This is a genomic window from Ramlibacter sp. WS9, from assembly GCF_003797765.1.
Lineage (GTDB): Bacteria > Pseudomonadota > Gammaproteobacteria > Burkholderiales > Burkholderiaceae_C > Ramlibacter.
Genome location: NZ_RKMB01000010.1, coordinates 72,485 through 88,129, shown reverse-complemented (window position 1 = coordinate 88,129; position 15,645 = coordinate 72,485). Strand labels below are relative to the sequence as shown.

General features: G+C 61.6%; 16 protein-coding genes and 1 pseudogene. 2 read left to right on the top strand and 15 right to left on the bottom strand.

Going from position 1 to position 15,645, the window contains the following annotated elements; genetic code table 11:
* Positions 1 to 90 precede the first annotated feature (90 nt).
* On the top strand, positions 91 to 1,167 hold the full coding sequence (locus tag EEB15_RS16480; protein WP_141510963.1) for a porin: 1,077 nt from the start codon (positions 91 to 93) through the stop codon (positions 1,165 to 1,167).
* Between the two features lie 56 nt (positions 1,168 to 1,223).
* Here EEB15_RS16480 and EEB15_RS16475 read toward each other — a convergent pair whose 3' ends face one another.
* From EEB15_RS16475 to EEB15_RS16405, 15 genes and pseudogenes are all read right to left on the bottom strand, one after another.
* Positions 1,224 to 1,715: a heme-binding protein gene (locus EEB15_RS16475; protein WP_141510962.1), complete on the bottom strand. Its 492-nt coding sequence runs from the start codon at positions 1,713 to 1,715 to the stop codon at positions 1,224 to 1,226.
* A gap of 18 nt (positions 1,716 to 1,733) precedes the next feature.
* Positions 1,734 to 2,705: an amidohydrolase family protein gene (locus EEB15_RS16470; protein WP_158290138.1), complete on the bottom strand. Its 972-nt coding sequence runs from the start codon at positions 2,703 to 2,705 to the stop codon at positions 1,734 to 1,736.
* 17 nt (positions 2,706 to 2,722) lie between these two features.
* Positions 2,723 to 3,712: a tripartite tricarboxylate transporter substrate binding protein gene (locus EEB15_RS16465; RefSeq protein WP_158290137.1), complete on the bottom strand. Its 990-nt coding sequence runs from the start codon at positions 3,710 to 3,712 to the stop codon at positions 2,723 to 2,725.
* Between the two features lie 23 nt (positions 3,713 to 3,735).
* Positions 3,736 to 4,323: an NADPH-dependent FMN reductase gene (locus EEB15_RS16460; protein WP_141510959.1), complete on the bottom strand. Its 588-nt coding sequence runs from the start codon at positions 4,321 to 4,323 to the stop codon at positions 3,736 to 3,738.
* Between the two features lie 111 nt (positions 4,324 to 4,434).
* The gene (locus EEB15_RS16455; RefSeq protein WP_141510958.1) at positions 4,435 to 5,145 is read right to left on the bottom strand and encodes a fumarylacetoacetate hydrolase family protein; all 711 of its coding nucleotides are present in this window, start codon (positions 5,143 to 5,145) and stop codon (positions 4,435 to 4,437) included.
* A gap of 26 nt (positions 5,146 to 5,171) precedes the next feature.
* Positions 5,172 to 5,441: pseudogene (locus tag EEB15_RS34245) on the bottom strand (cupin); the annotation flags it as partial.
* A gap of 179 nt (positions 5,442 to 5,620) precedes the next feature.
* Positions 5,621 to 6,340, bottom strand: coding sequence for a class II aldolase/adducin family protein (locus EEB15_RS16445; RefSeq protein ID WP_141510957.1), 720 nt, complete (start codon positions 6,338 to 6,340; stop codon positions 5,621 to 5,623).
* Between the two features lie 211 nt (positions 6,341 to 6,551).
* On the bottom strand, positions 6,552 to 8,270 hold the full coding sequence (locus EEB15_RS16440) for an AMP-binding protein (RefSeq protein WP_141510956.1): 1,719 nt from the start codon (positions 8,268 to 8,270) through the stop codon (positions 6,552 to 6,554).
* Positions 8,271 to 8,306: 36 nt separating this feature from the next.
* A complete protein-coding gene (locus tag EEB15_RS16435; protein ID WP_158290136.1) occupies positions 8,307 to 8,819 on the bottom strand; it encodes a nuclear transport factor 2 family protein in 513 nt (170 codons plus the stop codon).
* A 54-nt stretch (positions 8,820 to 8,873) separates the two neighbouring features.
* Entirely contained in the window at positions 8,874 to 9,842 is a 969-nt protein-coding gene (locus EEB15_RS16430; protein WP_141510954.1) for a tripartite tricarboxylate transporter substrate binding protein, read from the bottom strand.
* A 243-nt stretch (positions 9,843 to 10,085) separates the two neighbouring features.
* Positions 10,086 to 10,919 (bottom strand): alpha/beta hydrolase, encoded by an 834-nt coding sequence (locus tag EEB15_RS16425; protein ID WP_141510953.1) that lies wholly within the window; start codon positions 10,917 to 10,919, stop codon positions 10,086 to 10,088.
* A 56-nt stretch (positions 10,920 to 10,975) separates the two neighbouring features.
* Positions 10,976 to 11,947 (bottom strand): tripartite tricarboxylate transporter substrate binding protein, encoded by a 972-nt coding sequence (locus EEB15_RS16420; RefSeq protein WP_141510952.1) that lies wholly within the window; start codon positions 11,945 to 11,947, stop codon positions 10,976 to 10,978.
* Between the two features lie 85 nt (positions 11,948 to 12,032).
* Entirely contained in the window at positions 12,033 to 12,323 is a 291-nt protein-coding gene (locus EEB15_RS34625) for a ferredoxin family protein (RefSeq protein ID WP_370283662.1), read from the bottom strand.
* A 7-nt stretch (positions 12,324 to 12,330) separates the two neighbouring features.
* The gene (locus tag EEB15_RS16410; RefSeq protein ID WP_141510950.1) at positions 12,331 to 14,097 is read right to left on the bottom strand and encodes an FAD-dependent oxidoreductase; all 1,767 of its coding nucleotides are present in this window, start codon (positions 14,095 to 14,097) and stop codon (positions 12,331 to 12,333) included.
* A gap of 6 nt (positions 14,098 to 14,103) precedes the next feature.
* Positions 14,104 to 14,517 carry a DoxX family protein gene (locus EEB15_RS16405; RefSeq protein ID WP_141510949.1) on the bottom strand — a complete coding sequence of 138 codons (414 nt, stop codon included), beginning with the start codon at positions 14,515 to 14,517 and terminating at the stop codon, positions 14,104 to 14,106.
* Positions 14,518 to 14,635: 118 nt separating this feature from the next.
* On the opposite strand from EEB15_RS16405, the gene EEB15_RS16400 reads away from it, so the two are divergent.
* Complete coding sequence (locus tag EEB15_RS16400; protein WP_233259512.1) at positions 14,636 to 15,595, top strand: LysR family transcriptional regulator; 960 nt, start codon at positions 14,636 to 14,638, stop codon at positions 15,593 to 15,595.
* Positions 15,596 to 15,645: the final 50 nt, after the last annotated feature.

Genomic DNA, 15,645 nt, shown 5'->3' with positions numbered 1-15,645 from the left:
ACGATTCACTCGGCTCAGCAGGCCGTCAACAAACAGCAAGCCTTGCGTTTCGACGCAATACCTCGGCTGCTAACAACCAGGAGATAAATCGTGAAGAAAACTGTCTTGTGCCTTGCGGCACTTTGTGCCGCCACGGCAGCCACGGCTCAATCGAGTGTCACCATGTTCGGTGTCGTCGATGCGACGCTTGCCTATGGCACGGCAGACGGGCCAGGCAGCGCAAGCCGCTTGCGCCTCGCCAATTCCGGCTACCACCAGACACGTCTTGGCTTTCGAGGAGTCGAGGACTTGGGAGGCGGCATGAGCGCCTCGTTCTGGCTCGAGATGGGGTTGAACAATGATGACGGCACAGGAATCGGCACGAACGTGAACAACCAGGCTTCTGGTGGCTCCGTTGCCCCGGCCGGCACGCAGGGGTTGACCTTCGGCCGCCGTTCCACCGTGAGCCTTGCCGGCAGCTGGGGAGAGCTTCGCGTCGGCCGCGACTACTCACCCCAAATCTGGAATCTGCTGATCTTCGATCCGTTGGGCGCTCTGGGCGTTGGCATGGCGCAGCCCTTCAGCGCAGGGGCCGCGACGCTGGGTCCGACGTTTGCCCGGGCGTCCAACTCGTTTGGCTATTTCTTGCCAGCGAATCTCGGCGGCTTCTATGGCCAGGCGCAGTACTACCTCGGCGAGAACGTTCGAAACGGGGCGGCCACGGAGGATGACGGCAATGGCGCCGGTGTCCGGCTCGGCTATGCGAATGGGCCCTTCGACGTGGCTGTCGCGGCGAGTAGGACCAGGCTTGCCGCGGGCGACGTGCATCAGAACAATATCGCGGCCAAGTGGCAATTGGGCAGCGCCCGCCTTCTCGCCGAAGTCAGTCGTGACCGCAACGGGGCGGTTCGCGGACACGGCTTCATTCTCGGTGGACTGTATAACGTGGGGTCCGGCGATATCCGCGCCGCGTATTCCCGGTACGGTACAGATGCCGCCGGTTCACCGCGCGCCGACAAGCTTGCGCTGGGCTACGTTCACCACCTCTCGAAGCGAACGGCCGTTTACACAACCGTCGCACGTCTGAAGAACCATGGCGGCTCCGCGCAGACACTCAATGCCGCAGTGGCCGGCGGGCCCAACGGAAGCTCCACCGGCCTCGATCTGGGGTTCAGGCAAACGTTCTGAAAAGCCCCCAAGGAAAAGCACAAGGCCGCCAGTGGCGGCCTTGTGCATTTGGGAAGCTACTTGAGCGCTTCGGTCCCCGAGAGCACGACTTGCATGTCCTGATCGCCGTTGCCGCCGCTCACCCCGATGGCCCCGATCAACTTGCCGTCGACAATGATGGGAACCCCTCCCGGTGTCGCAGATATGCCGGGGAATGTCAGGAAGAAGGGGTGGCCTCCTTCGACACCGTCGAAGAAGGCTTTTGTGGGACGGCGGTAGCGGGCAGCTGTCCATGCCTTTTGCTGTGACAGCTGAATTGCGGAATAAGGGGCACCGTCCATTCGGATGAAGTACACCAGATCGCCGCTGGGCTCCACCACCGCGACGGCATTGGGCACTTTGATCTGCGCCGCTTTTGCCATTGCCGCCTCTGCCGCAAGCTTCGCCTGCGCGTAGGTAATGGGTGTTCCGAACGGTGGCGCGGCGGGTGGCGCCGGCGGGGTCTGTGCAAATGTGCTCGCGCACAAAGTGAGCAGACAGGCGCTCAAGATTGTCTTTCGGATCGGCATTCGCTTTGTCTCCAGGTTTTAGGCGTCTAGACGCAAGAGTCTCTTGGCGTTTCCGCCAAAGATGGCCGCTTTGTCGGCATCGGATATATCCAGTGCTTCGACGTGCTCCGTGTTCGCGCCGATATAGGGGTCGTCGGTTGCGAAAAGGATTTGTGAGACGCCCACCGAATTGATCGCCATCGCGAGCAACTCAGGCGAAAACGACGCGGTGTCGTAGTACAGCTGCTTCGCGATAACGCTCGGCAACTGGGTGATGTATTTGCGGCATTCGGGAAAGATTCGAAAGCCGTTGTCCAGGCGCTTGAGCAGCGGAATCAGCGTGCCGCCTGTGTGGGCCAGGATGAGCACCACGTCCGGATAGCGCTCGAGCACGCCCGAGTAGATGAGCCGGGTTGCGGCCAGGGTTGTGTCAAACGGCAGGCCGAGCCGAAGAGGCAGCTCGAAGCCACTCATGGCCTTCGAGGGCGGCGGGAACATTGGGTGCATGAAGACTGGCACTTTCAATGCGTTGAGCCGTTCCCAGAACGGCTCAAACCGGTCTGCGTCCAGATGTTCACCGGCAATATTGGACCCGAGCGCGACGCCCTTCAGATTGAGCTTGCCGATCGCCCGGTCCAACTCCTCGAGCGCGGCGTCGACGTCGTCGAGTGGCAGGCTGGCCAGACCAAGGAAGCGATCCGGGTGCGCGGCACACATGTCCGCAAGGCGGTCGTTCATGTCCCTGGCAACGTGAACCTGCTCTGCGCCGGTCCATTCGTAGACATTGGGAGTACTCAGCGAGAGGATCCTGATGTCGATGCCGAGACGGTCCATCTCGGACAGGCGCGCATCGACGTCGAACATGTCTTCGCGCCACCATACGGAGGTGTCGCCATCACGCTTGAGAAATGTTTTTCCGTCTTCGGCGATCCGTGTCATGGAACCATGGAGCTCCAGCCGCGCAATGTAGGACCTGTCGACGATGTGGGCGTGTATGTCTATCTTCATCATGCCAGTCCGCTCAGTATTCAATCGGGTGTGATCTTGGAACGCTTGATGATTTCGCCCCATTTCTTGATTTCCGAGGCTTGATAGGTGCGGAAGGCCTGCGGCGTTCCTGGTGTGGTGTCTGCCCCTGCCGCGGCAATGCGCGACCGTACGTCGGGGTCAGTCAGCACCTGATTGATCGCGGTGTTCAGCTTGGCGACAATGGGGGCCGGGGTTCTTGCAGGTGCGACGATCCCCAACCAGGAAGCGGCTTCAAATCCAGGAACGCCCGATTCGCTGAGTGTCGGCACATTGGGGAGCACCTGAAGCCGCTGAGGGCTCGCTGCGGCAAGGGCGCGGATTCGGCCCGACTTGATGTGGGGCAATGCCGTTGCGACGTCAAGGAACATGACTGGAATGTGGCCGGCAATCAGATCCTGCACCGCAGGCCCGGCGCCCTTGTACGGCACGTGGGTTACCTCGATCCCGGCCCGCCGCGCAAGCAGCTCCATTGCCAATTGATGCGGGCTTCCGGCACCGGCCGACGCATAGCTCACACTTTTCGGATTTGCCTTTGCATAGCTGATGAAAGCGGCGGCCGACTCCGGACGAAATGCCGAATTGCTAACAAGAAGAAACTGGAAGGTGCCGCTCAGGCTCACAGGCGCGAAGTCCTTCACGGGGTCATAGGTCAAGTTCTTGAACAGGGAGGGGTTTATCGCAAATGTGGTCACGCTCGACAGCAAGAGCGTGTAGCCATCGGGCGCGGCATGGGCCACGGCATCTGCAGCGATGTTCGTTGCGCCTCCTGCCTTGTTCTCCACGACGACGGGTTGCCCCAGAATTTCCGAGAGCTTCGGAGCAATCGTTCGCGCGAAGAAGTCCACGCCCCCTCCGGGAGCCAGGGAAACAACAAGCTTGACGGGCTTGTCGGGATAGCTCTGCGCAACAGCGGGCCCGGAGAAGCCGAGCATGGCAAGAAGCGCGGTCACGGCCATCTCACAAACCCGAGTCCTGATGGCTGTGGTCATTTTCAGTCTCCTGATGGTGTATCTCATTGGGTGGTCTCTTGGGAAGCGGGGCGGCTCAAGGCCAGAAGAGCGTTGGTCCATTTGTGCAGCTCGTCGAGCATGCCGGTTGCCGATTGGGACATGATGTCGTTGGGCGTGAATCGGTCGGCGCTCAGGTGCTGCGTGACGTTGGGAATGGTCACGGCCTCCAGCAGAGGCACCATCTTGAAAGTCGTCAGAACTTGCTTGGCCACCTGTACCGCGCGCACGCCGCCCCACAATCCGCCGTAGCTGACGAACGCCATCGGCTTGTAATGCCACTCATGTACCAGGTAGGTCATGGCGTTGAGCAAGGCAGGCGGCGGGCCGAAGTTGTACTCCGGCATGACGAAGAGGAACGCATCGGCTTCGCTGACCGACGCACTCCATTCCCGTGTGTGGGAATGGCTGTAGGTTTTCAGCCTGGGGTGGGCAGGCTCGTCGAATACTGGCAGATTGAAGCTCGCGAGATCCACCAGGCGGGTGTCGAATTTGCCGTGGGCAGTCGCCGTCTCATGCGCCCATCGGGCGACGGCGGGCCCGACCCGGCCGGGGCGAGTACTGCAGATAAGTGTGTGGAGCTTTGGCTTCATAGGATGCGAACTGACAAGATTGACGATGGCGAGACGATAAGTGCCGATAGGTGCTAAGACTAGGCATCGAAGCTGGATTGCATTCGTCCGCCATTGCAATGAATGAGCAGGCTAGAACGTCATGGACCCGATGGTCAATGCGATCTCACCAACCCCCTCGACATGACCTGCGATGCGGTCGCCCGCCACGACCGGGCCCACGCCTTCCGGCGTGCCGGTGAAGATCAGGTCGCCAGGCTGCAAGTGATAGAAGAGCGACAGGTCGCAGATGATCTCGCGGACGTTCCAGATCAGCTTTTGCAGATCGGATTTCTGCCGCGGTTGCCCATTGACGGTCAACGCCAGCGCGCCTCGCTCCAGAACCGTCTCCGGCATGGGAACGATCTCGGACACTACCGACGATTGCTCGAAATCCTTGCCCAAGTCCCAGGGCCGGCCTTTGTCGCGGGCCACCAGTTGCAGGTCGCGCCGAGTCATGTCCAGACCACACGCGTAGCCGTAGACCAATCGATGGGCGTCGGGCGGGTCGACGCGAAAGCCCGAGGCGCCGATCGCAAGCACCAGTTCCATCTCATAGTGGTAGTCAGAGGTTTCCGGCGGATAGGCGACTTGCGACCCGCTTTCCACGAGCGTGGACGGGGCCTTGGTGAAGTAGAACGGGCGCTCGATCGCCTTGTCCACCGGCCTGCCCATCTCGACAGCGTGCGCGTGATAGTTGCGGCCCACAAAGAACAGGCGATTGATTGGCATCCGGGCGGTTTCGCCGCGCACCGGCAGGGAGTAAACGGGTGGCGGGGCCCAGAGATAAGCGGGACTGTTCATGACGCGGATGACTTTCGGTGAGGAGATCAGGGGCGCACTTCGTAGACGCCCAGCTTGCGGTGCAGGGGCGTCTCGTCGGCGATGAAGACGAAGGAAGGCGAGTTCGCCGAGCGGTTGCGCAGCGCAATCGGTGCGTACCCCGGCGCGCAGCAGGTATCGGCCTCGGCCAGCTCGAACGTCCGACCCTCGACGGTGATGTCGACGCCGCCTTCGATCAGGTGGAAGACCGAGGCAGGCGAACGCGCGGGCAGCATCAGCGACTGCGCCGGGCGCAACATCAGTGCATAGAAGCCGAGGCTTCAGTGCCTGGTAGGACCAGAACGCCGGCTGCGTCCGGGGCCGCGGCTTGTCGGGCGGCAGCACGCCGCGCAGGCTGGGCCACAGCGGAACAAGGTTCAGTGCGCGCAGGTCGGCGACATAGTCGGCGGGCAGATCCTCAAGGCGCCCAAGCTCATTCGTCATGCGGTCCCCATGCTCAACCGCCCAGGTCGAGCGGCGCGAGGCGCTTGATCCACAAATCCCACGAACGCTCGATCTGCCCGTCATTCGTGCTTGATGACAAGCGAGCCTCTTCCTCGCTGAGGAACGTGACGGCTCCGATGCCCATCGCCGCCATCTGCAGCTTGGCGTTGACCTCCGCATAGACCGCCCGGTACACGGCCTGCTGCAAGGACGCGCCCACCACCGTGGAACCGTGCCCTCGCATCAAGACGCAGGTGTGGGCACCCAGGGACTTCGCGAGCGCCTGGCCGAGGTAGGAGCTGCTGATCAACATGTCGGTGTCGCCACCGCTCTCGCGGATCTCGAAATGTGCCGAACCGCCGCCGAGAAAACCGGACATGTGAAACACGGGGCGCAAAGGCTGCTTCGTCGACGCGAAGGGAATGACACTTGGCGAGTGGCTGTGCACCACGGCAAGAACGTCCGGCCGGGCGCGATAGATCTCGGCGTGGATGAAGCGCTCGAGGTAGGGCCTTTCGCTCGTTTCGGAAACCGCGTTGCCTTCGAAGTCGTAGCTCACGATGTCCTGCCGCCGCACCAGCCCGGGGGCACGATTGCACGACAGCAAAAACGCATCGGCCTTTCGCGGATCACGGACGCTGACATGACCCAAGCCATCGACGACGCCCTGGTCATAGAGTATCCGGTTGGCATGAACCAGTTGATCGACGACCTCGGGCGGTGGGGCATTCATTCGCGTGGCATCTCCAACGTAGCGCACGTACGGGCGATAACCAGCGCCAAGCTGGTTGAACTGGGGTGTCTCATGTTGCTGCTCATTGAATCGACGCGAATCGTAAGTTGCGTGCCGGTGACGGTCCAATTCAAAATAGTGCCCGTAGACATAGTCAGTCGGCTATGGGTGGCCCGGCAACGCAAAGCCCTTCCTGCAGATCTCGTCCAGGCTAGCCCTTGAGGTTCGGAAAGTCCTCTTCGAAGTGTTCGTCCGCGTCCCGCGCGCCACGCTCGCGGCGATCTGCCTCGAGCTTGCGCAGATCGACGCGCCGGATCTTTCCCGAAATGGTTTTGGGCAACTCGTTGACAAACTCGATGCGCCGCACCCGCTTGTAGGGTGCGAGTTGCTTGCGCGCGTAGGTGAGGATGTCGAGCGCGGTCTCGGCGTTCGCCGCGGTGCCAAGGGCAAGCGTCACAAAGGCCTTTGGCACCGCCAGGCGCACCGGATCGGGACTCGGCACGACGGCGACCTCCGTGACAGCCGCATGCTCGAGAAGCACGCTTTCGAGCTCGAATGGGCTGATGCGGTAGTCGGATGCCTTGAACACGTCGTCCGCGCGGCCGACAAACGTGAGGTAGCCTTCGCCGTCGCGCATCGCGACATCGCCCGTATGGTAGTAGCCGTCTCGCATCGCGTCGGCGGTCTTCTCCGCACTGTCCTCGTAACAGGTCATGAGCCCGAGCGGCCGGGGATCGAGCCGCAGGCACACCTCGCCCTCCTCGCTTTCCTTGCCGTCGGCGTCGAGCAACGCGACCTGGTAGCCTGGAAGCGGCCGGCCCATCGAGCCGGCCTTGACAAGCTGGCCGGGCGCGTTACCGATCTGTGCCGTCGTTTCGGTCTGGCCAAAGCCGTCGCGTAGCGTCAACCCCCACGCATCGCGCACCTGGTCGATGATCTCCGGGTTCAACGGTTCGCCTGCGCCGATCAGTTCGCGCAGCTGGGTCCGCCCGCGATAGGTGGCCATGTCTTCCTGGATCACCATCCGCCACACGGTCGGCGGCGCGCACAGCGTCGTCACGCCGCATCGTTCGATCACGGCAAGCAAACCGGCGGCATTGAAGCGCGCGACGTTGTGGATGAAGATGCAGGCACCCGCGTTCCACGGGGCGAAGAAGCAGCTCCAGGCGTGTTTCGCCCAACCCGGCGACGAGATGTTGAGATGCACGTCGCCCGGCTGCAGGCCGATCCAGAACATGGTGGACAAGTGGCCCACCGGATAACTCTGGTGCGTGTGCAACACGAGCTTGGGCTTGGACGTCGTGCCGGAGGTAAAGTACAGCAGCAAAGGATCGTTGGCTTGGGTCGACCCGTCGGGCTCGAAGCTGGAAGGCTGCTCCCTGGAGGCCTCGAACGGCAGCCAGCCGGGTTGCACCGCGCCGGCGCAAACACGCGTGTAATCGCCTTCCAGACCGGCGAACTTCCCGGTGTGTGCGCTGCCGGCGACGACGTGGCGCACGCGGCCGCGCTCTAACCGGTCTCGCAGATCCTCGGGCGTGAGCAACACGGTCGCCGGAATGACGACGGCGCCGAGCTTGAATGCGCCCAGCATTGTTTCCCACAATGACACCTCGTTGCCAAGCATCGTCAGAATACGATCACCGCGCTTCACCCCCAACCCGCGCAGGAAGTTGGCTACTTGCGCCGACCGCTCCGAGATCTGCCGGAACGACAGCTTCTGCTCGCTGCCGTCCTCATTGACGATCCACAATGCAGTGGACTCGTTGTCCTTGGCCATCGCGTCGAAATAGTCGAGCGCCCAGTTGAAGCGGTCAAGCCTCGGCCAACGAAAATCGCGTGCGGCGGCCACCTGATCGGTGCGATGCGCAAGCAAGTAATCGCGGGCGACCAGGAAAGCGCCATGCACTGTGATTGGGCTCGTGGTTTCCATTCGATGGTTCCGTGTCGATGTGCCTGACGGTTGGGGTCAGCTGACCTTGATCGCGCCGCTGTCCATGTAGACGATCTCGCCCACCAACAACGCATCGCGGCATTCCAGCACGATCATGCAGGGCACGGAAACAGACTTGCCGCCGAGGTTCAGCCCTTTGAAGTCGTCGCCGGTCGAATGGATGTCGAAGGTGCCTTCGACATAGATGCAGATGTCGGTCACCGTCACCCGGTTGAACGACGGCAACGCCGGTCCAGGCCAGCTTGCGAAACGGCCGAGGTAGAACTCGCGGATACCCGCCTTGCCACGCACGTCTACACCCATGGCGGGAATCGTCTGATACGCGCCTTCGGGGTGGACCGTCGCCATCGTCCCCTCGATGTCGCTAGCCCATTCCGCCACCAGATGGCGCTCGAACACCCGCTTGTTGGCTCGGCTGGCGTCCGTGTCGGCGACGAATACCGTGCCCGTCGTATATTGCTCGACCCGAAAGGTCTCTGGGTCGTACATGCCGGGGTGATACTTCACCGATGCTTCTGCTTTCATCATTTTCTCCTATTGCTGAATTACCAAAATGGGGGGGGAACGTGTTGGCACTGGATTTCACTGCGGCTTGATTCCAGCTTTTCCGACCACAGCCGCCCACTTCACTTTCTCCGCCTTGATGAACGTCTTGGCTTCGGCGACCGAGCCGCCGATGGGATAAGTTCCCAGCGTCCGCAATTGAGCTATGACTTGTGGGTTGTGCAGCGCGGTGTTGGTCGCCGAGTTGAGCAGGTTTACCAGGGCAGGAGGCGTGCCTTTGGGGACGAAAAAGGTGAACCAGCCCGTGACCACGAGATCGGGCACTGCGTCCTTGGCCAGCGGAATGCCTTCGAGCCCCGGCAGCTCTCTTTGCGCGGTAACTGCAAGAGCCTTGAGACGACCGGCGGTAACCATCGGCAAGAGGGACGCAACCCCCTCGACCATGACATCCAGATCGCCGTTGACGACGGCCTGTATGCCAGCCGTCGCGCTGCCCATGCCGACCTGCCTGAAGCGTGCGCCCGAGAGTTGGTCGATCACTTCCGCCACCAGGTGAGGGAACGAGTAAATGCCGGGATTGCCCATGGTCATACTGTCCGGCTTGGCCTTCACTGACGCCACCGCGGCAGCCAGGCTGGCAGGACCCTTGCCTGGGTTGGATGCAAGCAGCATGGGCGTCTCGGCAATCATGCCGACGGTCTCGAAATCGCGATCGATGTCGTAGCGGGCTTCCTTGTAGGTCAAGGGAGTGATGACGACGGTCGATGCCGAAGCAAACAAGACGACCAATCCGTTGGCCGCGGCACCCTTGACATAATTGGCTGCAATGAGCCCGCCAGCACCCGGCTTGTTGTCAACCACAACGGACGCGCCAAGAGTCGCGCTCATCGACCCGCCCACGAGTCGGGCGATCACGTCGGTGGCGGTTCCCACAGGCGCGGCGACCACGATATTGATCACCTTTCCTTTGAAATCCTGCGCCTGCGCTGGTACGGCCAGGGCGCCGATGGCAAGTGCGGCGGCGGCGACGAGGTTGCGTCGTTTCATGTTGTCTCCTGCGATGTATGGGTTGCCACGAACTGAGCCGACGGGAATATTAATTTGCGCGTCGGTGGCGGGTCCAATTCAAAATAGTGCCTGTAGGCATAGTCAGGCAACTATGCTTCGCGCTCGATAAGAGCGTGAAACTTATGCGCGGTTTCGCGGAAACGGCCGGACCTGCTCAAGCAGCCACTTCCTGAATCGCGCTATCTTGTGGAGGCGTTCCAGCACGGCGTCGCCGCCACGATTTCATGAGCGCCCATGACGCACCGATGACACGAAGCACTGCATGTGCTCGCCAAGCATGTCACCCTGCGCCAGGCCCACATGCAGCAGGGACGAATAGTGGTTGTGGCCCCATAGCGTCACGAAATGCGGCAGGGGCGAACCAGCCTGGAAAATTTCACGCACGGCCTCGAGCCCTTGCCTCTGGAACTCATGCGGCTCCCGCTCGTTCACCGTTACCATCAAAGGGATGCCGAGCCCCGAAAGCGCCGGCACCGAAGACATCTCCGGATAGGCGCTCACGTCCGGACCGAAATAGCCTGCAAGGACGCCGCCGATGCTGCTGCCGGCCGCGGACGCCACGTCGTAAATGCCGGAGTTGAGAATTGCTCCGGCCACGTGCTTGCGCAGGTCGTCATCCAGGCGGGAAAGGCAAGTTGCCACGTGTGTGGCACCCGCGGAATGGCCCACCAGAAAAATCTGCCGGTTGTCTGCGCCATAGGTGTCGGCCTGAACACAAAGCCATTTCAAGAGCGCCTCGACATCGTCCCCGCCGGCAGGCCATTTGAATTCGGGCGCCAGGCGGTAGGACGAGGTCACGCCAATGAAATCGTGCCGCGCCGCCCAGTAGCCGAAGTTGTCGTAAAAGGGAGTGTCGGCCAGTTCCTTGTCGCCCTTGGTGAAACCGCCGCCATGAACAAAAACCACCATCGGCCTTGGCGCCGCGGCACGTCCGGCTGGGACGAAAATATTGCAGGCATGCCTGGAGTTCGGACCGTAAGCCAGGTTTCTCGAAACTGTGGCCTCGTGGTGCGTTGAATGAAGCCGGCTGTAGATTGCCGTTGTCGCTTCACGCACTTCCGGCCCCACGTCCGTGCCCACTTGACGCAGTGCGCGAGCAAGCTCCGGGGCGTCTACGCCACCTTTAAGCCGGAGTTCTTGATGACGTTGATCCACAGTTCTCTTTCCGTCCTGATTGCGCTGGTCATCTGCTCGGGGTCGCTTCCCATGACATCGGTTCCGACGCTGCTGGTTCGTACGATCTTGACCATTTCAGGGTGCTTCGTCGCCTCGGCTACCGCGGCTGCAATACGCGAGGCAATCGCAGTCGGCGTCTTCGGAGGCGCCGCAATACCGATCCACAGCGGCGCGGAAAATCCGGGCAAGAACTCTCCCATGGTCGGTACGTTGGGAAATTCAGTGAGCCGCTTGTCGGTCGCCATCCCCAGAACATTGATCTTTCCGGCCTGAACGTGTTGTACCGAGTTCCCCACCGAATCGAACAGAACATCGACGTCGCCGGCCAGCAACGCCACGTAGGCGGGAGCCACGCCTTGATAGGGAACTTCGACCATCTTTGTCTTGGTCATGACGTTGAATTGTTCCGCAGCAAGCTGCGCAATGCTGCCCGGTCCGGTGGAAGCATAGTTGAGCTTTCCAGGATTGGCCTTGGCATAGGCAACGAGTTGCTGCATCGTCGTCGCGGGCGTCTTCGCGCTGGCCACCATCGCAGCGCTGGCGCGGATGAAAATCGAAACCGGCGACAGCAGATCCGGATCGAAGCCCAGTTTGGAGTTGAACAGCTTCAACGTCACCAGGGGGGCCTGGGGCGTCAGCAGCAGCGTATGGCCATCCGGGGCCGCACGATACACATACTCGGCGCCTATCGCGCCCCCCGCACCGGGACGGTTTTCGACGATGACCGGCTGATTCCATTTTTCCTGCAGCCGAAGAGCCAGGCCTCGCCCCATGACGTCAGCTCCGCCGCCGGGGGGAACCGGCAGCACGATCTTTACGGGTTTGATGGGGAAGTCCTGCGCCATTGCGAGCCAAGGCGCGCTCGTGCCGGACAGTGCCAAGAACTTCAGGAGATCGCGCTTATTCATAGATGACCTTTAACGTGCAAATGTTTCGTTCGAGCGGCGTGCTTTTTCAGCAGAAAACAATGAACCGAAGGAGTCGAACCGAGCGTCATGCTTCATCTGCATGAGCGCGTGCGTCGAAAGGGACAAGTTCCATGTCCAGTACGTCATAGACACTCCGGTGCCGGGGGTTCGGCGCATCCCAGTCCACCTTGATTGCTCCCACAGGACAGTCGGCCACGCAAAGGAAGCAAACGTGGCAATCACGTGCATAGAGCGCTTCCACTCGCTGGCTTTGGACGTTAATCTGGAAAACGTCTGTCGGGCAGGCATCAAGGCACTTCCGGCAATCGGTGCAGAGCGCTGCGTCCAGGGCCACCGGTACTCGGGTGGACCGCATGTCTTGTTCATTCATACAACGAGGGCTCATAGGTGCCGGCAAAAATCGCGGCGATCGGGCTGGGTCGAGGAGGTTGCTTGGCGCGTGTCAGGGCAGGACTGCCTGGCGGAAAGGGCAGCCGCTCGAATAGCGAGCCATCCGAGGTGCTGCGCATACCGTGGGAGCAGAACCAGTTGTCGTCGTCGGTGACCGGGAAGTCCGAGCGATACACCCACTCGCGGCTCTCCGTTCGGTCTAGCGCACTGAGATAGACCACGCGGAGGTTCTCGCAGACATTGCGCGCTTCGTGAAGCTTCACCAGGTCGTGGACGCTGGATGCGCCGGTCGCTCCGGCCTTCGAATGCAGGCTGTCGGCGCGCGCCAGCATCGTCTTCAGCTTTGGCTCGCTCCACTCCATGGATTGCGTAATGTCGCCCGCGACCGTCGACAGTTCGTCGTGCAGCGAATCGACAGTGATGCCGGCCGCCGCTCTTTCCAATGGCGCGACGGCCTTTTCCGCAAGCTCCTGAAGCTGGCCTGCTGCCAGAACGGGAAGGTCCATCGTTGCAGCTTCGCGCGCGGCTGCTTCGCCGGCGAAGAAGCCCGAGTTCATCGCGAATGCCGTGGGCGACCCCGCGCTTGCGTGCGTGCCGGTGGCGGGATTCCTTGCGTTGGATCCCGCGGCGAAAAGCCCCGGCAGATTGGTGCGGCAATCGATATCGATGCCGATGCCGCCTTGACCTCCGGCCCATAGGCCCCAATTGGCTTCGATGGGCACTGGATGCACGCGCGGATCGGGAATCTTGTCAGAAAGCAAGATGGTGCCGCCGCTCGCATCGGAGAGCACCTTCAAGGTGGCCCAGTAAGACTCCACGCAGTAGCGCAGATCCAGATACACAGGGCCATTGCCTGATGCAATTTCCCGCACGAACGCAGCCACCACGCGCGAGAGTTCGCTGCGCTCGAAGCGGATCGGGTCATACTTGCCCATGAACCGCTCGCCGTGCCGGTTGACCAGGCGCGCACCGTTCGCGACAGCAACGTTGTAGCTTCCCAGGTTGTACTGCTTCATGACCAACGAGAAGTGGCCATTGAATGTGAACTCCATGTCCAGCAGTCGCGCGCCCGCCCTCCAGGCCATCGCCACACCGTCACCCGTATCGTTGTCGACCTTGTAGATTCCCTTGATGTTCAGCATGCCCGTTGCAAGTAGAGTTTGCTTCGCCCGAAAGGCTGTGCACGCGCCGCTTTTCACGTCGAACCCAAATGCCCCGGTGATGCTTCCGCTTGTGGGGTAGGCGTTGTCACTGGTCATCAAGTCAGTGATGCAGAAGCGGTCGATGATGCGTACGCCCTGCTTTACGGCTTCGCGGCGCAACGCTTCCATTGCGAGTTTCGGGGTGTATTGCATCACCCGCACCTTGACCATGCCCCGGCTCGTGAAGCGGCGAATCTTTCCCTCTTCGTCACGCACGATCGGCACACCCCACTCGGCAAGTTCCATCACCCGCTGACGCTGCCCTTCGAGCAGCTTGCGTGTCCAAGCCTGGTCACACATGAAGTCGCCTTTGACGACGAACTCTTCGACCCAGCTGTCCAGATCATCCTCTGGAAGTGGGCAGGTGGTGATACCCCCCGACATCGTGGAAGCGCCGCTTCGGCTGACATAGGCTTTGTCCACAAGGACCACCTGTGCGCCCAATTCGGCCGCCCGCAGCGCGGCCCAGACACCCGCGAACCCGCCGCCGATCACCAGCACGTCCGAGTCGATTACGTCAACATTTCGCATCGCCATGATCTCTCAGCGGCCTCCATCGACGCTGTAACGGCCGGGCCCGTACGCCATCAGGAACAGCATTCCGCCCATGATCGAGACGTTTTTCAGGAACTGGATCTGCTGCGCTGACTCCTGCCCTGCGGGCGCCGCCCAGAACGCATGAAAGATCAACGACGTGGGGATGAGCCAGAGGAAGAAAACCAGAGCGACCCAGCGCGACTTCCACCCGGACAGGATCATCGCCCCACCCACGAGCTCGAGCACCACGGTCAGGCCGGCCAAAACCGCTGGCATGGGCAGTCCCTTGCTCGCGATGTAGCCCGTCACGCCGGCGAAGCCGGCAATCTTGAGGTATCCGGTGATCACGAAGATGGCCGCCAGAAAAATGCGCCCCAGCAGTGCCACCAAGTCCTGCTTCGAATCAAAAACCGCTGTCATGTGCTTCTCCGAGTTGAGCCGGGGGGAATCGTAGTTTGCGCATTGACGCCGGTCCAATTCAAAATATTGGCCGCGGACATAGTCAACCGACTATGCTTTGGCATCAACACTGGGGTAAATGCTTATGCGCGGCTTCGATTCCAACCTGACGCTTCAAAAGCTCGAGGTTCTCTGTGTCGTCGCCGAGTTGCAGAGCATCACGCGCGCCGCGGACCAGCTGTGCATTTCCCAACCGGTGGTGACGGCGCATATTCGAAGCCTGGAGGAAAAACTCGGTGCCGCACTCATTCGGCGCGAAGGCCGGGGCATCGCATTGACCGAGTCGGGCAGCCGCGTGTTGAAGTGGGCACAGGGGGTGCTCACCAGAACACGCGAACTCCAGCGGGAACTCGCCGGTGCCGAGGCGACCGGCCCCGGCAGGGCTGTGGTCGCGGCATCGATGAGCGCGGGGTCCTATCTGCTGCCCCCACTCGTTTGCGACTTCTATCTTCAGAATCCCGAAGGGCGGGTCCAGATCGTGGTTTCGACCCCCCTGGCGGCACTCGAGTCGGTCCGCAGCGGCGCCGCGGATTTCGCCGTGATCACGATCTCACCCAACCAGAACCTGGAAGGCGTAGCGGCCGAGCCGCTGTGGAACGAGACGCTCCTGCTGGTTAGCGCACCCCAAAGTAAATGGGTGGGGGAAAGCGTCGAGCGGGACGCGATATCGCGCTTGCCGTTCATCAGCACTTACAGCCTGGTCGCACAACAGCTCGAGGAAGGGCAATTGCGCGCCAATGGCATCGCCTCACGCCACATCGTGCTGGAACTCGGGCACCCCGAAGCGCAGAAGGAAGCCGTGCGCCGCGACTTGGGCGTTTGCTTCTTTCGGCCCTCTGCCGTCGCGAACGATTTCAGCCGCGGCGACCTCCGCCGGGTGCACACACCCGGCCTGGAAATGAGCATCCCCCTCTACATCGTCTGCCGCAACGACAAGGAGCTTTCACCGTTCCAACTGGCCCTGAAGACCCACATCATGTCGGCGCTGCCTCTGGGTGTCTCGGCCTTCGAAGGTACACGCGACACCCCCGTGGACTAGGAGGCTTGGTGTGACCTGTTTGCGGCCGACTCAACACTCGCCGCAATTCC

Excerpts from the sequence above, each read along its gene's own strand:
- EEB15_RS16475 (WP_141510962.1), bottom strand. The coding sequence starts at position 1,715 with ATGCCGATCCGAAAGACAATCTTGAGCGCCTGTCTGCTCACTTTGTGC.
- EEB15_RS16470 (WP_158290138.1), bottom strand. The coding sequence starts at position 2,705 with ATGATGAAGATAGACATACACGCCCACATCGTCGACAGGTCCTACATT.
- EEB15_RS16465 (WP_158290137.1), bottom strand. The coding sequence starts at position 3,712 with ATGACCACAGCCATCAGGACTCGGGTTTGTGAGATGGCCGTGACCGCG.
- EEB15_RS16460 (WP_141510959.1), bottom strand. The coding sequence starts at position 4,323 with ATGAAGCCAAAGCTCCACACACTTATCTGCAGTACTCGCCCCGGCCGG.
- EEB15_RS16455 (WP_141510958.1), bottom strand. The coding sequence starts at position 5,145 with ATGAACAGTCCCGCTTATCTCTGGGCCCCGCCACCCGTTTACTCCCTG.
- EEB15_RS16445 (WP_141510957.1), bottom strand. The coding sequence starts at position 6,340 with ATGAATGCCCCACCGCCCGAGGTCGTCGATCAACTGGTTCATGCCAAC.
- EEB15_RS16440 (WP_141510956.1), bottom strand. The coding sequence starts at position 8,270 with ATGGAAACCACGAGCCCAATCACAGTGCATGGCGCTTTCCTGGTCGCC.
- EEB15_RS16435 (WP_158290136.1), bottom strand. The coding sequence starts at position 8,819 with ATGATGAAAGCAGAAGCATCGGTGAAGTATCACCCCGGCATGTACGAC.
- EEB15_RS16430 (WP_141510954.1), bottom strand. The coding sequence starts at position 9,842 with ATGAAACGACGCAACCTCGTCGCCGCCGCCGCACTTGCCATCGGCGCC.
- EEB15_RS16420 (WP_141510952.1), bottom strand. The coding sequence starts at position 11,947 with ATGAATAAGCGCGATCTCCTGAAGTTCTTGGCACTGTCCGGCACGAGC.
- EEB15_RS34625 (WP_370283662.1), bottom strand. The coding sequence starts at position 12,323 with ATGCGGTCCACCCGAGTACCGGTGGCCCTGGACGCAGCGCTCTGCACC.
- EEB15_RS16410 (WP_141510950.1), bottom strand. The coding sequence starts at position 14,097 with ATGGCGATGCGAAATGTTGACGTAATCGACTCGGACGTGCTGGTGATC.
- EEB15_RS16405 (WP_141510949.1), bottom strand. The coding sequence starts at position 14,517 with ATGACAGCGGTTTTTGATTCGAAGCAGGACTTGGTGGCACTGCTGGGG.
- EEB15_RS16400 (WP_233259512.1), top strand. The coding sequence starts at position 14,636 with ATGCTTATGCGCGGCTTCGATTCCAACCTGACGCTTCAAAAGCTCGAG.